Annotated in this window: 14 protein-coding genes; 5 read left to right on the top strand and 9 right to left on the bottom strand. The window is 68.4% G+C overall.

The window, feature by feature from the left end:
- Positions 1 to 289 precede the first annotated feature (289 nt).
- The gene (locus tag JL101_RS01385; RefSeq protein ID WP_203096756.1) at positions 290 to 1,105 is read right to left on the bottom strand and encodes an enoyl-CoA hydratase; all 816 of its coding nucleotides are present in this window, start codon (positions 1,103 to 1,105) and stop codon (positions 290 to 292) included.
- Between the two features lie 130 nt (positions 1,106 to 1,235).
- Here JL101_RS01385 and JL101_RS01380 point away from each other — a divergent pair, with 130 nt between their 5' ends.
- From JL101_RS01380 to argC, 4 genes are all read left to right on the top strand, one after another.
- Positions 1,236 to 1,682: a PaaI family thioesterase gene (locus tag JL101_RS01380; protein ID WP_203096755.1), complete on the top strand. Its 447-nt coding sequence runs from the start codon at positions 1,236 to 1,238 to the stop codon at positions 1,680 to 1,682.
- A 222-nt stretch (positions 1,683 to 1,904) separates the two neighbouring features.
- Entirely contained in the window at positions 1,905 to 2,369 is a 465-nt protein-coding gene (rplM, locus tag JL101_RS01375) for a 50S ribosomal protein L13 (protein WP_202680678.1), read from the top strand.
- Positions 2,370 to 2,371: 2 nt separating this feature from the next.
- On the top strand, positions 2,372 to 2,872 hold the full coding sequence (gene rpsI, locus JL101_RS01370) for a 30S ribosomal protein S9 (RefSeq protein ID WP_158047277.1): 501 nt from the start codon (positions 2,372 to 2,374) through the stop codon (positions 2,870 to 2,872).
- A gap of 139 nt (positions 2,873 to 3,011) precedes the next feature.
- Positions 3,012 to 4,064 carry an N-acetyl-gamma-glutamyl-phosphate reductase gene (argC, locus tag JL101_RS01365; protein WP_203096754.1) on the top strand — a complete coding sequence of 351 codons (1,053 nt, stop codon included), beginning with the start codon at positions 3,012 to 3,014 and terminating at the stop codon, positions 4,062 to 4,064.
- A gap of 124 nt (positions 4,065 to 4,188) precedes the next feature.
- Here the strand turns inward: argC and thiL are convergent, their stop codons facing one another.
- From thiL to JL101_RS01340, 5 genes are read right to left on the bottom strand one after another with little or no spacing between them, the layout of a single operon-like run.
- Positions 4,189 to 5,154, bottom strand: coding sequence for a thiamine-phosphate kinase (gene thiL / locus JL101_RS01360; protein WP_203096753.1), 966 nt, complete (start codon positions 5,152 to 5,154; stop codon positions 4,189 to 4,191).
- Positions 5,141 to 5,704, bottom strand: a complete 564-nt coding sequence (gene nusB / locus JL101_RS01355) for a transcription antitermination factor NusB (protein WP_203096752.1) — start codon at positions 5,702 to 5,704, stop codon at positions 5,141 to 5,143. The genes thiL and nusB overlap by 14 nt, the downstream gene beginning before the upstream one ends.
- A 45-nt stretch (positions 5,705 to 5,749) precedes the next feature.
- Complete coding sequence (locus JL101_RS01350) at positions 5,750 to 6,259, bottom strand: 6,7-dimethyl-8-ribityllumazine synthase (RefSeq protein WP_203096751.1); 510 nt, start codon at positions 6,257 to 6,259, stop codon at positions 5,750 to 5,752.
- Between the two features lie 3 nt (positions 6,260 to 6,262).
- Positions 6,263 to 7,450 (bottom strand): 3,4-dihydroxy-2-butanone-4-phosphate synthase, encoded by a 1,188-nt coding sequence (gene ribB, locus JL101_RS01345; protein ID WP_203096750.1) that lies wholly within the window; start codon positions 7,448 to 7,450, stop codon positions 6,263 to 6,265.
- A 3-nt stretch (positions 7,451 to 7,453) separates the two neighbouring features.
- Entirely contained in the window at positions 7,454 to 8,041 is a 588-nt protein-coding gene (locus tag JL101_RS01340; protein ID WP_203096749.1) for a riboflavin synthase, read from the bottom strand.
- Between the two features lie 345 nt (positions 8,042 to 8,386).
- Here JL101_RS01340 and JL101_RS01335 point away from each other — a divergent pair, with 345 nt between their 5' ends.
- Positions 8,387 to 9,382, top strand: coding sequence for an acyltransferase family protein (locus tag JL101_RS01335; protein ID WP_203096748.1), 996 nt, complete (start codon positions 8,387 to 8,389; stop codon positions 9,380 to 9,382).
- Between the two features lie 27 nt (positions 9,383 to 9,409).
- On the opposite strand, the gene ribD is transcribed toward JL101_RS01335, so the two are convergent.
- Genes ribD through glyA form a run of 3 tightly spaced genes read right to left on the bottom strand, consistent with a single transcriptional unit; the run spans position 9,410 to position 12,366 of the window.
- Positions 9,410 to 10,534, bottom strand: a complete 1,125-nt coding sequence (gene ribD, locus JL101_RS01330) for a bifunctional diaminohydroxyphosphoribosylaminopyrimidine deaminase/5-amino-6-(5-phosphoribosylamino)uracil reductase RibD (RefSeq protein WP_228435237.1) — start codon at positions 10,532 to 10,534, stop codon at positions 9,410 to 9,412.
- A gap of 40 nt (positions 10,535 to 10,574) precedes the next feature.
- On the bottom strand, positions 10,575 to 11,033 hold the full coding sequence (gene nrdR, locus JL101_RS01325) for a transcriptional regulator NrdR (RefSeq protein ID WP_201074650.1): 459 nt from the start codon (positions 11,031 to 11,033) through the stop codon (positions 10,575 to 10,577).
- A gap of 13 nt (positions 11,034 to 11,046) precedes the next feature.
- Positions 11,047 to 12,366, bottom strand: coding sequence for a serine hydroxymethyltransferase (glyA, locus tag JL101_RS01320; protein ID WP_203096747.1), 1,320 nt, complete (start codon positions 12,364 to 12,366; stop codon positions 11,047 to 11,049).
- Positions 12,367 to 12,429: the final 63 nt, after the last annotated feature.

Genomic DNA, 12,429 nt, shown 5'->3' with positions numbered 1-12,429 from the left:
AGGGACGCAAGCGTATTTCAGGTTCTTGCCAGAGATTACGGCGATGGACAAAGATACGGCCCGGATCATCTGAGGATATCGCCGTAATCTGTGGCAAAACTCCTTCTTCCCGGCCCAGCGTCGTCAGCGGCAGGGATCATCATTCATCCACAGATTCACGCAGATGGACACAGATAAGACCTGAAAAACATTCTGGCCTACTTGCGCGCATTTGTGGGCAACTCCCTCATCTTCCTGGCAGACATCGTCTACGGCAGGCAATGAAGCCAGGGTCTCAGGCAGTCCCTCCCTACCGGCCTTCCCACACCGGCGGGCGCTTGGCGAGGAAGGCGTCGATCCCCTCCTCCGCGTCGCGGGCCAGCATGTTCCTGGTCATGACGTCGCTGGCATAGGCGTAGGCGTCGTCCAGGCCCATGTCGAGCTGGCGGTAGAAGGCCTCCTTGCCGATCGCCAGGGTCAGCGGCGACTTGGACGCGATGCGGGCGGCGAGATCCTGGACGGTCGCGTCCAGCTCGGCTTCGGGCACCGCCTGGTTGATCAGGCCGAACATCACGGCGTCGCCGGCGCCGATCATGTCGCCGGTCAGCAGCATCTCCATCGCGTGCTTGCGGCCGACCGCGCGGGACAGCGCCACCATGGGGGTGGAGCAGAACAGGCCGATATTGACGCCGGGGGTCGCGAAGCGGGTGGTGTCCGCCGCGACGGCGAGGTCGCAGGTCGCGACCAGCTGGCAGCCGGCCGCCGTGGCGATGCCGTGGACCCGGGCGATCACCGGCTGGCGCAGGCGGGTGATCGTCAGCATCAGGCGGGAGCACTGGCGGAACAGCGCCTCGTAGGTCTCCCGCCCGGGGTTGGCGCGGATCTCCTTCAGGTCGTGGCCGGCGCAGAAGGCCGGGCCGGCCCCGGCCAGCACCACCACCGCGATCCCGGCGTCGTCGCGGATATCCTCCAGCTCCTCGATCAGCAGGGTCATCAGCTCCATGGAGAGCGCGTTGCGGGCGGCGGGCCGGTTCAGCGTCAGCGTCGCCACGCCGTCGCGGACCTCGCGCAGGAGGATCGGTTCCGCGGGGCGGGCGGCGGCCGGGGCCGAGCCTGTGGCTGTCATGGTGGCGGTCTCCCGTTCATTTTGGCTGTGTGATGGTTCGCTTGGGGCGATGGTGCGCTTGGATGGTGACGCGCATGGGAAACCATGCGACGAAGGGATTCAAGAGACGAGATGACGGGGGGCCTGGGAAATGGGTGAGTCGGCGATCGCGGCGGCGGAACTGGAAACGCTGATCCGGGAGGGCGTGCCGCTGGTCGGCAGCTATGGCGTCGCGGTCGAGAGCGTGGGCGCCGGGACGATCCGGCTGCGCATGCCCTACCGCCAGGATTTCGTGCGGCCGGGCGGCACCGTGACGGGTCCCGCCTTGTTCGGCCTTGCCGACGTGGCGCTCTACGGCGCCGTGCTCAGCCTGATCGGCCGGGTCGAGCTGGCGGTCACCACCAGCATGACCATCAATTTCCTGCGCAGGCCCGGCCAGCGGGCGGTAATCGCGGAAGCGCGCGTGCTGAAGCTGGGCAAGCGGCTGGCCTATGGCGACATCCTGCTCTATTCCGAGGGCGAGGACGACCCGGTCGCCCACGTCACCGGCACCTACAGCATCCCGCCCGACCGCCCTCCCGTCACCATGCTGGCTTGAGACGGGTGCGGTATCTTGATACCGCATGGTGAAACCAATCGAAAAAAGCCTTTTCCAACAAGGGCATAAACCGAACGGTATTATGATACCGCAACGCTAAATCCCTGCCATGGTGGCGCTTTTCGGTTGACTTGCACCCTGCCGGCACCCTAGAACAGCGCCCAACTTCGGCAGGGGAGTCCCGCTCTCGTGCCGTTACCGGTATTTCTTGAGAGAGTGGCAATGAAGACCCTGTCCCTGAAGCCGTCCGAAGTCGAAAAGAAGTGGTTCGTAATCGACGCGGAAGGCCTCGTCCTCGGACGTATGGCGAGCATCATCGCCAACATCCTGCGCGGCAAGCACAAGCCGTTCTATACCCCGCACGTCGACTGCGGCGATAACATCATCGTCATCAATGCCGAGAAGGTCCGCCTGACCGGCAACAAGCGCAACGACGACATCTTCTACTGGCACACCGGCTATCCCGGCGGCATCAAGGGCCGTTCCAAGGGGCAGATCCTGGATGGCAAGTATCCCGAGCGCGTGATCATCAAGGCGGTCGAGCGCATGGTTCCGCGCGGTCCGCTGGGCCGCAAGCAGATGGGCAACCTGAAGGTATACGGCGGCACCGCCCATCCGCACGAAGCCCAGCAGCCGGAAGTGCTGGACATCGGCGCCCGGAACCCGAAGAACAAGAGGATCGCATAATCATGGCGCAGGTCACCACCACCCTTGCCGATCTGAAGAACCTGACCGGCGGCGCCTCCTCCACGGTCACCGCCGTCGACGCCGTCGCCGCGGCGCCCGAGCCGAAGATCGACGCCCAGGGCCGCGCCTATGCCACCGGCAAGCGGAAGAACGCGGTCGCCCGCGTCTGGATCAAGCCCGGCTCCGGCAAGGTCACCGTCAACGGCCGCGACATCGGCGTGTATTTCGCCCGCCCGGTGCTGCGCATGCTGTTGAACCAGCCGTTCGAGATCGTCGCCCGCATCGACCAGTACGACGTGACCTGCACGGTCGCCGGCGGCGGCCTGTCGGGCCAGGCCGGTGCGGTGCGCCACGGCATCTCGAAGGCGCTGACCTACTACGAGCCGGGCCTGCGCTCGCCGCTGAAGGCCGCCGGCTTCCTGACCCGCGACGCCCGCGTCGTCGAGCGTAAGAAGTACGGCCGCGCCAAGGCCCGCCGCAGCTTCCAGTTCTCGAAGCGCTAACGGGTACCCAGGGCACCAAGCCCCGCATTTCTGTTATACTGCGGCAGGGCGTCCCGATCGGGGCGCCCTGTTCGTTTTCGTACCTGCCGCCATTACCTCCGTTCTTCTGTCCCGCTCTTCGCCTTTGGGAGTTCGTTCCATGCCCGAAACGGTCGATCGGATCCGGATCGCCATCCTGGGAGCCAGCGGTTATACCGGTGCCGAACTGGTCCGCATGCTGGCCCGCCACCCCGCCGCCGACATCCGCGTCCTGACGGCCGAGCGCCAGGCCGGCAAGCCGCTGTCGGACGTCTTTCCCCATCTGGCCTACCTGAAGATGCCTGATCTGGTGAAGGTCGAGCAGGTCGACTGGTCGGAGATCGACTTCGTCTTCTGCGGCCTGCCCCACGGCACCACGCAGGAGATCATCCGCGCGCTGCCGCACTCGCTGCGGGTCGTCGACCTGTCGGCCGATTTCCGGCTGTCGGACGCGGCGACCTACGCCGAGTGGTACGGCCACGAGCACCAGGCGGTGGAGCTCCAGGCCGAGGCGGTCTACGGGCTGACCGAGTTCAACCGGCAGGGCGTGCGGAACGCGCGGCTGGTCGCCAATCCCGGCTGCTACCCGACCGCCACCTTGATCCCGCTGCTGCCGCTGGTGCTGGACGGGCTGATCGAGACCGACGACATCATCGTGGACGCCAAGTCCGGGGTGAGCGGCGCCGGCCGCGACGCCAAGCAGCAGAACCTGTTCTGCGAGGTCAGCGAGGGCATGCACGCCTACGGCGTCGGCCGCCACCGCCACATGCCGGAGATGGAGCAGGAACTGAGCCTGGCCGCCGGCAAGCCGGTGACCATGGCCTTCACCCCGCACCTGATCCCGATGAACCGGGGCGAGTTCGTCACGACCTATGTCAGGCTGGCCGGCGGCAACACGCCGGACGACCTGCGCGCGGCGCTGGCGGCGCGGTTCGAGGCGGAGCCGTTCGTCCAGGTGCTGCCGGCCGGCGTGGTGCCGCACACCAAGCATGTCCGCGGATCGAACCAGATCCACATTTCCGTGTTCCCGGACCGGATCAAGGGCCGCGCGATCGTGCTGTCGGTGATCGACAACCTGGTCAAGGGCGCCTCGGGCCAAGCGATCCAGAACATGAACGTGATGGCCGGCCTGATCGAGACCATGGGCCTGGAGCAGGCGCCGCTGTTCCCGTAAGGGCGGAAAGGGTTTTGCCACAGATGAACGGCGATGGAGGGGGATACCGACCGGATCATCTCCGTCGATCGCCGTTATCTGTGGCCGAAATTCTTTCGCTTTCGAGAAATCGGCGCCGTCGGCTTCAGAAGTGCGTCCAGCCCCGGGACGGCAGCGGCAGGGGCTGGCCGGCGGCGTTCAGGACGGTGACGCTTCCGGGCTCGCCGCCGGGAACAAGGCGGCCGATCTCGGTCACGTCGGCGCCCGTGGCGAGCAGCGCGTCGCGGTCCTCCGGCTTCACCGTGAGGACGATTTCGTAGTCGTCGCCGCCGGTCAGCGCCGTCGCCAGCAGGGTCGCGTCGGCGGCCACGACGGTGCGGGTGGCGGCGGACAGGGGGACGCGGTCCGCATGGATCACGGCGGCGCGGCCCGAGACCTCGCACAGGTGGCCCAGGTCGGCGACGAGGCCGTCGGACACATCGAGGCCGGCCGTGGCGAAGCGCCGCAGCACGGGCACCAGGGACAGGCGCGGCCGCGGGCGGCGGTAGCGGTCGATCAGCGGCCGGGGGTCGGCGGCGGTCAGGTTCCCCTGGAGCACGGCCAGGCCGAGCACCGCGTCGCCGATGGTGCCGCTGACGAAGACCAGGTCGCCTGGGTCCGCCCCGCCCCGGCGCAGCGCCCGGCCGGCGGGCACCAGGCCGAAGGCGGTCACCGACAGGGTGACGGGGCCGGGCGTGGACACGCTGTCGCCGCCCATCAGGTGGATGCCGTATTCCCGCTGGTCCTCCGCCAGTTGGGCGGCGAATGCCTCCAGCCAAGCGTCGTCGAGGCCCGCGGGCAGGCTGGTGACCAGGGAATAGGCCAGCGGCTCGGCGGCCATGGCGGCGAGGTCGGACAGGTTGACCCGCAGCATCTTGGCGGCGATGTCCGCCGGAGGATCGTCGGCCAGGAAATGCACGCCGGCGACCAGCGCGTCGGTGGTCACCACCAGCTCTTGCCCGGCGGGAATGCCGAAGACCGCCGCGTCGTCGGTCAGGCCGAGGGCGCCGGGAAACCCCGCCGCCAGCGGCTTCAGGTATCGTTCGATCCGGCCGAATTCACCGAGCGGCACGGGACGGGTCCGGCGTCGCCAGGTCCTCGGCCCGGATCGCGCGGGCCAGCTTGTCCAGCACGCCGTTGACCATGGCCGGCTCGCGCCCGGCGAAGAAGGCGTGCGACACGTCCACATACTCGCTGATCACGATGCGCGGATGGGTGTCCACATGGACCAGCAGTTCGAAGGCGCCGGCCCGCAGGATGGCGCGCATCAGCAGCTCCAGCCGGTCCACCGGCCATTGGGCGTCCAGGCAGGTGCCCAGCATCTCGTCCAGCTCGGCCCGGCGGGCGCTGGCGCCGCGCAGGATGTCGGAGAACAGCTGGGGGTCGGCGGCGACATAGGTGTCGCCGTCCACTTCATGCCCCAGCCGGTGCTTGATGAACTCGCCCAGAACCGACTCCGCGTTGGTGCCGGTCAGGTCGATCTGGTAGAGCGCCTGCACGGCCGCCAGCCGGGCCGCCTTGCGGCGAGCCTTCGCGGAGCCGCCGCCGGTGCGGCGTGACCCCGAACCGGAAGAGCCGCGCTTGGGCGGGGCGCCGTCTCGCGCGTCGTCGGACTGTGCCATGGTGGAGCTTTTCAACCGCGTCTATGTCTGATCCGAACGTCCCGTTCAGGACGTGAGGCCGAAGTGGCGCTTCAACCGGATCATGTCAAGGCACGCGTTGGCGACCGCCCCGCCCTTGTTCTTCTGATCCACCTTGGCGCGCGCCCAGGCCTGGTCGTCGTTCTCGACCGTCAGGATGCCGTAGCCGATCGCGGCGTTATGGCGCAAGGCGAGATCCTGCAACCCTCTGGCGCTCTCCACGCAGACATAGTCGTAGTGGGTCGTCTCGCCCCGGATCACGCAGCCGAGTGCCACGTAGCCGTCGTAGCGCGGCGGCGTCCCGGCATCGTCGTTTGCATGCGTGGCGTTGTCGCCGGCCTGGATCGCGAAATTGATCGCGGCCGGGATCTCGAAGGCGCCGGGCACCGCGATACGGTCATAGGTCGCCCCCGCCGCCTCCAGCGCCAGGATGGCGCCGCGCACCAGTTCGTCGGCGATGTCCTCGTAGAAGCGGGCTTCGACGATCAGGACGTGGGGACCCATGATCTGGGTTACTGAGTCGGAAACGGCGGACATGCCTCAGTCGGCTCCGGAAGTGGTTGCGTCAGGACTGGTCAGCGGGATGGGCTGCTGGCCGACCACGGTGAGGCCGTAGCCGTCGAGCCCGATGATCGTCTTCTTGTGGTTGGACAGGAGGATCATCTCCCGCACGCCAAGGTCGAACAGGATCTGGGCGCCGATGCCGTAGTCTCGCAGTTCGCCCGCCGGGTTGGGCATGCCTTCGAGCTGCGCCTTGACGCGGCTGGACAGGCTGGTCGGCTGGGGCTCGCGCAACAGCACGACGATGCCGCGGCCGGCCTCGCCGATCGCCCGCATCGCCGCCTGGAGCTCCCCGCCCCGGTCGCAGGACCGGTCGTGCAGCACGTCGTCCAGCACGTTCAGCGCATGCATGCGGACCAGCACCGGGCCGGGCGCCGTGATGTCGCCCTTCACCAGCGCGATGTGCTCGGCGTACTGCACCTTGTTGACATAGACCATCATGCGGAACTGGCCGCCGTAGCGGCTGTCCAGCACCGTCTCCAGCGTGCGGTCGATGATCGTCTCGGTCCGGCGGCGGTGCGCGATCAGGTCGGCGATGGTGCCGATCTTCAGCCCGTGGAACTGGGCGAACTTCACCAGGTCCGGCAGGCGGGCCATGGTGCCGTCGTCGTTCATGATCTCGCAGATCACGCCGGCCGGGTTCAGGCCGACCATGCGGGCGACGTCGACCGCGGCCTCCGTGTGGCCGGCGCGGACCAGCACGCCGCCGTCGCGCGCCATCAGCGGGAAGACGTGGCCGGGAGTCGCGATGTCGTCGGCGCCCATCTCCGGGTCGATCGCGACCTGGATGGTGCGCGCCCGGTCGGCCGCGGAGATGCCGGTGGTGACGCCCTCCCGCGCCTCGATCGAGACGGTGAAGGCGGTCTGGTGGCGCGAGGCGTTCTGCTTGGCCATCAGGGGCAGGCGCAGCTTCTCGATCCGCTCGCCGGTCATGGCGAGGCAGATCAGCCCGCGGCCGAACTTCGCCATGAAGTTGATCGCTTCCGCCGTCGCCATCTGGGCGGGGATGACGAGGTCGCCCTCGTTCTCCCGGTCCTCGTCGTCGACCAGGATGAACATGCGCCCCTGACGGGCCTCCTCGAGGATCTCCTCGGTGGTCGAGAGGTATTCCGTGTCGTGGGGGCTGCGCAGGCCCGCGACGAGGTCGGTCTTGTTGACGGTCCGCATGATCTAAAGGCTCTCCGCCAGGCGCGCGACGTAGCGGGCCAGCATGTCCACTTCCATGTTCACCCTGCTGCCGGGACCCAGCGTCCGGAAGGTGGTGTGGGTCCGGGTATGCGGGATGATGTTGACGCCGAAGCGGCGCCCCTCGACCTCGTTGACGGTCAGCGACACGCCGTCCAGCGCCACCGAGCCCTTGGGCGCCACGAAGCGGGCCAGGTCGGCCGGCACCTCGAACAGGTAGCGCCAGCTGTCGCCCTCCTGCGCCGCGGAGACCACGTCGGCGACGCCGTCCACGTGTCCGGAAACGATGTGCCCACCCAGCTCGTCGCCGAGCCGAAGCGCCCGCTCCAGGTTGATCTCGGTACCCTGCCCCCAGGTGCCGAGAGTCGTCTTGGACAGGGTCTCGCCGGAGGCCGAGATGGTGAACCGGCCGGGCGCCTTGTCGATCACCGTCAGGCAGCAGCCGCTGCACGCGATCGAGGCGCCCATGTCGACGGTGCCCATGTCGAAGGCTGTCTCGATGGTGAAAAGGGTATCGCCCCGCCGCTCCACGGCGGCGACGCGACCCACGTCTGTGATGATTCCGGTGAACATGGGCACAAGCCTAGCAGCTTCGACGGATGCCGGCCACGTAACGGTAAGCCGCAGGGGAGATGACATGGCATCCGACACGGTGCCAGTCAACTGCGGATGGGTCGCGGCGCGGCCTTCCCGGCGGGGCTGGGGGCGCCGGGAAGGCCGACGGTTTCGCACGGCCGGGACCGGCGCCCAAAGTATTTCAAATAAATACTCACGTTCCGACTCAGCTTTATTGAGGCACGCCCCAATCCGGCAAATAGCCTTCTTTCATACCCTGCATTACCAACAATATATGCTGGAACCTTACCTGTTCCCGCCCCCTTTACTGAAACGAATTCAGTTATTTGAAAGACCTTCGCGATGCGCGATAAATTCAATATTGATGAATTGCGGGGATTCGCCTGCCTTTTGCTGGTATCGCTGCATGTGATCGGACACGATCCGTCCGTGGCGATGCGGGTCCCGGACGACAGCTGGTACCGGTACGCCGTGGACAGCTGGCTGTTCGTGCGGATGCCGCTGTTCACCTTCATCTCCGGCCTGGTGTACGCGTTGCGGCCGGTTCGGCGGGAGCATCTGGCCGATTTCTACGGCAAGAAGCTGCGCCGGCTCGGCATCCCGCTTCTGATCGTCGCACCGGCCTTCTTCGTGCTCCAGGCGGTCACGCCGGGGACGACCGCATCGCCGGACTGGTACGAGTTCCTGACCATCCCGGTGCTGCCCTACCAGCATTTCTGGTACCTGCAGGCGCTGCTGCTGATCTTCCTGCTGATAGGGTTCCTGGATGCCCACGGCGCGCTGTTCCGGCCCGCGCCGTTCATCGCGCTGTCGGCGGCCGCGGTGGCGCTGAACCTGACTTTCGGCGGCACCTTGTACAAGACGGTGGACCTGTTCTCGGTCAGCCAGGCGGCGTACCTGCTGCCCTACTTCCTGCTCGGCGTCGCCTTCACGCGGTTCCACGGCGCCTTGTCCGCCCCGCCTGCCAGGATCGGGGCCGTGGCGATGCTGGCGGCCGGCGCGCTGATCCACCAGGCTTCCCTGTGGCACCTGATCCCGGTGGAATTCGGCCGGACCAGCCTGCTGGCCCTGGTCACCGGATCGGCGGCGGCGCTGGTCCTGGTCCGGGCCATGCCGGCGGTGCCGCTGCTGCGCACCGTCGGGCAGCATTCCTACGCGATCTTCCTCCACCACATGTTCTTCCAGGCGGCCGTCCGCATCCTGCTGATGCGGCTCGGCGCCGACGACTGGCAGGTCTTCCTGCTGGCGACGGCGGGCGGCTGCGTCGGGCCGATGGTCCTGCAGCGCCTGGCCTCTGTGAACCCCTGGACGCGGACGGCGCTGCTGGGAGCGGCCTGAGCGCCCCGCCCCGGCTCAGCGCCGCCCTCAGCGCCGATAGCTCTCCATCACGTCGTCGCCGGCGCGGCGGACGCCGACGCGGATGAAGTCGGCGGTGTCCTCCAGCAGGTCCACGCCGAAGCCGACGACGGCGGGCAGCCCGTCGCCGCCGATCATGCGCGGCGCCCGGAACCATTCCAGCCGGTCGACCAGCCGCTGCTGCATCAGCGAGGCGCTGAGCCGGGCGCCGCCCTCGACCAGCAGGCGGGTGGTGCCCCGCGCCGCCAGCGACTTCAGCGTTCCGGCCACGTCCAGCACGCCCGACGCGTCGGGCACCAGGGACACCACCTCCACGCCGCAGTCGGTGAAGGCGCGGGCGCGCTTGGGATCGACGCCCTGCAGGGTGAACACCAGGGTCGGCGTGGTGCGGGCGCCGCGCACCAGCTTTGAGGTCAGCGGCAAGCGCAGCCGGCTGTCCACCACCACCCGCAGCGGCGAGCGGTGGCCCAGGCCGGGAAGACGGCAGGTCAGCTCCGGATCGTCGGCCAGCGCCGTGTTCAGCCCGATCATGATCGCGTCGTAGCGGGCGCGAAGGCCATGTCCCCAGGCCCGCGCGGTCGGGCCGGTGATCCACTGGCTCTCGCCGGTACGGAGCGCGATGCGGCCGTCCAGCGACGTCGCGAGCTTCAGGGTCACCAGCGGGCGGCCGTCGCGGATGCGGCGGAAGAAGCCTTCGTTCAGTTCCGTCGCCTCGTCGGCGCAGAGGCCGACATCCACCTGGACGCCGCCTTCCCGCAGCCGTCGGATGCCGGAGCCGGAGACGCGGGGATCGGGGTCCTCGCACGCCACCACGACGCGGCCGACGCCGGCTTCCAGCAGCGCCTCGGTGCAGGGCGGGGTCTTGCCCCAGTGGTTGCAGGGTTCCAGCGATACATAGACGGTGGCGCCCCGCGCGGCCGCGCCGGCGCGCCTCAGCGCCTCGGTCTCGCCATGGGGACGCCCGCCCGGCTGGGTCCAGCCGCGACCGACCACCACGCCGTCGCGCACGATGACGCAGCCGACCGACGGGTTGGGAGCCACCGTGCCCAGGCCGCGCCGCGCCAGGGCTATGGCCGACCGCATGAAGCCGGCGTCGGCTGGCGGGTACGCTGCGGTCGGGGGTGGAACTGGCATCGGTCGCTGATCCTGGTCGGAAACCCGGATTGCCGGATCGTCAGGTGACTTCCGGCTTCAGGGTTCCGACGAATTCGTTGAAATCGGACGCCTCGCGGAAATCCTTGTAGACCGAGGCATAGCGGACATAGGCGACCTGGTCCAGGTTGAACAGGGCGTTCATCACCATCTCGCCGATCTGCTTGGACGGGATCTCGCTCTCGCCCGACGATTCGAGCTGGCGGACCAGGCTGTTGACCAGCCGGTCGATGCGGTCGGCATCGACCGGCCTCTTGCGCAAGGCGATGCGCATGGAGCGCAGCAGCTTGTCGCGGTCGAAGGGTTCGCGCTGCCCCATGCTCTTGATCACCGTCAGCTCCCGCAGCTGGACCCGCTCGAACGTGGTGAAGCGGGCCCCGCAACCGGGGCAGAAGCGGCGCCGGCGGATGGCCGAGTTGTCCTCGGTCGGCCGGCTGTCCTTAACCTGGGTGTCGTCGTGTCCGCAGAACGGGCAGCGCATTTAGGTCATCGCCTCACAGGTTGGGCTGGGCGCCCTGGTAGATCGGGAACCGCCGGCATAGGGCGCGGACGCGCTCGCGCACCTGGGCCTCCACCGCCGTGTTGTCGCCCGAATTGCTGGCGGCCAGGCCGTCGAGCACTTCCGAGATCATCTCGCCCACCTCGGTGAACTCCGCGACGCCGAAACCGCGGGTGGTCGCCGCCGGGGTGCCGAGCCGGACGCCGGAGGTGACCATCGGCTTCTGCGGGTCGAACGGCACGCCGTTCTTGTTGCAGGTCATGCCGGCATGCTCCAGGCTCGCCTCCGCCGCCTTGCCGGTCAGGTTCTTCGGCCGCAGGTCGACCAGGACCACGTGGCTGTCGGTTCCGCCGGACACGATGTCGACGCCGCCCTCGATCAGCCGGGCCGCCAGCGCGCGGGCATTCTCCACCACCGAGCGGGCATAGTCCTTGAAGTCGGGCCGCAGCGCCTCGCCGAACGCGGCCGCCTTGCCGGCAATGACATGCATCAGCGGGCCGCCCTGCAATCCTGGGAAGACGGCCGAGTTGATCTTCTTGCCCAGGTCCGGGTCGTTGGACAGGATCATGCCGCCGCGCGGGCCGCGCAGCGTTTTGTGCGTGGTCGTGGTGACGACATGGGCATGGGGCAGCGGCGACGGATAGGCGCCGCCGGCGACCAGGCCGGCGAAGTGGGCCATGTCGACCATGAAGAAGGCGCCGACCTCGTCCGCGATCCTGCGGAATCGGGCGAAATCGATCTGGCGGGGATAGGCCGAGCCGCCCGCGATGATCAGCTTCGGCTTGTGCTCGCGCGCCAGCGCCTCGACCTGGTCGAAGTCGATCCGGGCGTCGTCGCGCCGGACGCCGTACTGGATGGCCTTGAACCACTTGCCCGACTGGTTGGCCGCGGCGCCGTGGGTCAGGTGCCCGCCGGCATCGAGCGACATGCCGAGGATGGTGTCGCCCGGCTGGAGCAGCGCCATGAAGACCGCCTGGTTCGCCTGCGCGCCGGAATGGGGCTGCACGTTGACGAAGGCGCAGTCGAACAGGGCCTTGGCCCGGTCGATGGCGAGCTGCTCGGCGACGTCGACGAACTCGCAGCCGCCATAGTAACGGCGGCCGGGATAGCCCTCCGCGTACTTGTTTGTCAGGACGGAGCCCTGGGCCTCCAGCACGGCGGCAGAGACGATGTTCTCCGACGCGATCAGCTCGATCTGGTCCTGCTGGCGCGACAATTCGCGCGCGATCGCCGAGGCCAGCTCGGGATCGCTCTCGGCCAGGGCGGCCCCGAAGAAGCCGGAGGAGGGTGCGAAGGATTGGGGAAGCGAGGACATGGGGGGTTCCTTAGGATCTGCTGCTTCGGGCCGCCGGACGGAGAAGCCGGCGCCGGGCACCGG

This window comes from Skermanella rosea, assembly GCF_016806835.2.
In the GTDB taxonomy this organism is placed as follows: Bacteria; Pseudomonadota; Alphaproteobacteria; order Azospirillales; family Azospirillaceae; genus Skermanella; species Skermanella rosea.
This window is presented reverse-complemented; position numbering and strand designations above follow the sequence as displayed.

What these genes read in the sequence shown, in the direction of transcription:
- JL101_RS01385 (WP_203096756.1), bottom strand. Translation starts at nt 1,105, where the DNA reads ATGACAGCCACAGGCTCGGCCCCGGCCGCCGCCCGCCCCGCGGAACCG.
- JL101_RS01380 (WP_203096755.1), top strand. Translation starts at nt 1,236, where the DNA reads ATGGGTGAGTCGGCGATCGCGGCGGCGGAACTGGAAACGCTGATCCGG.
- rplM (WP_202680678.1), top strand. Translation starts at nt 1,905, where the DNA reads ATGAAGACCCTGTCCCTGAAGCCGTCCGAAGTCGAAAAGAAGTGGTTC.
- rpsI (WP_158047277.1), top strand. Translation starts at nt 2,372, where the DNA reads ATGGCGCAGGTCACCACCACCCTTGCCGATCTGAAGAACCTGACCGGC.
- argC (WP_203096754.1), top strand. Translation starts at nt 3,012, where the DNA reads ATGCCCGAAACGGTCGATCGGATCCGGATCGCCATCCTGGGAGCCAGC.
- nusB (WP_203096752.1), bottom strand. Translation starts at nt 5,704, where the DNA reads ATGGCACAGTCCGACGACGCGCGAGACGGCGCCCCGCCCAAGCGCGGC.
- JL101_RS01350 (WP_203096751.1), bottom strand. Translation starts at nt 6,259, where the DNA reads ATGTCCGCCGTTTCCGACTCAGTAACCCAGATCATGGGTCCCCACGTC.
- ribB (WP_203096750.1), bottom strand. Translation starts at nt 7,450, where the DNA reads ATGCGGACCGTCAACAAGACCGACCTCGTCGCGGGCCTGCGCAGCCCC.
- JL101_RS01340 (WP_203096749.1), bottom strand. Translation starts at nt 8,041, where the DNA reads ATGTTCACCGGAATCATCACAGACGTGGGTCGCGTCGCCGCCGTGGAG.
- JL101_RS01335 (WP_203096748.1), top strand. Translation starts at nt 8,387, where the DNA reads ATGCGCGATAAATTCAATATTGATGAATTGCGGGGATTCGCCTGCCTT.
- ribD (WP_228435237.1), bottom strand. Translation starts at nt 10,534, where the DNA reads ATGCCAGTTCCACCCCCGACCGCAGCGTACCCGCCAGCCGACGCCGGC.
- nrdR (WP_201074650.1), bottom strand. Translation starts at nt 11,033, where the DNA reads ATGCGCTGCCCGTTCTGCGGACACGACGACACCCAGGTTAAGGACAGC.
- glyA (WP_203096747.1), bottom strand. Translation starts at nt 12,366, where the DNA reads ATGTCCTCGCTTCCCCAATCCTTCGCACCCTCCTCCGGCTTCTTCGGG.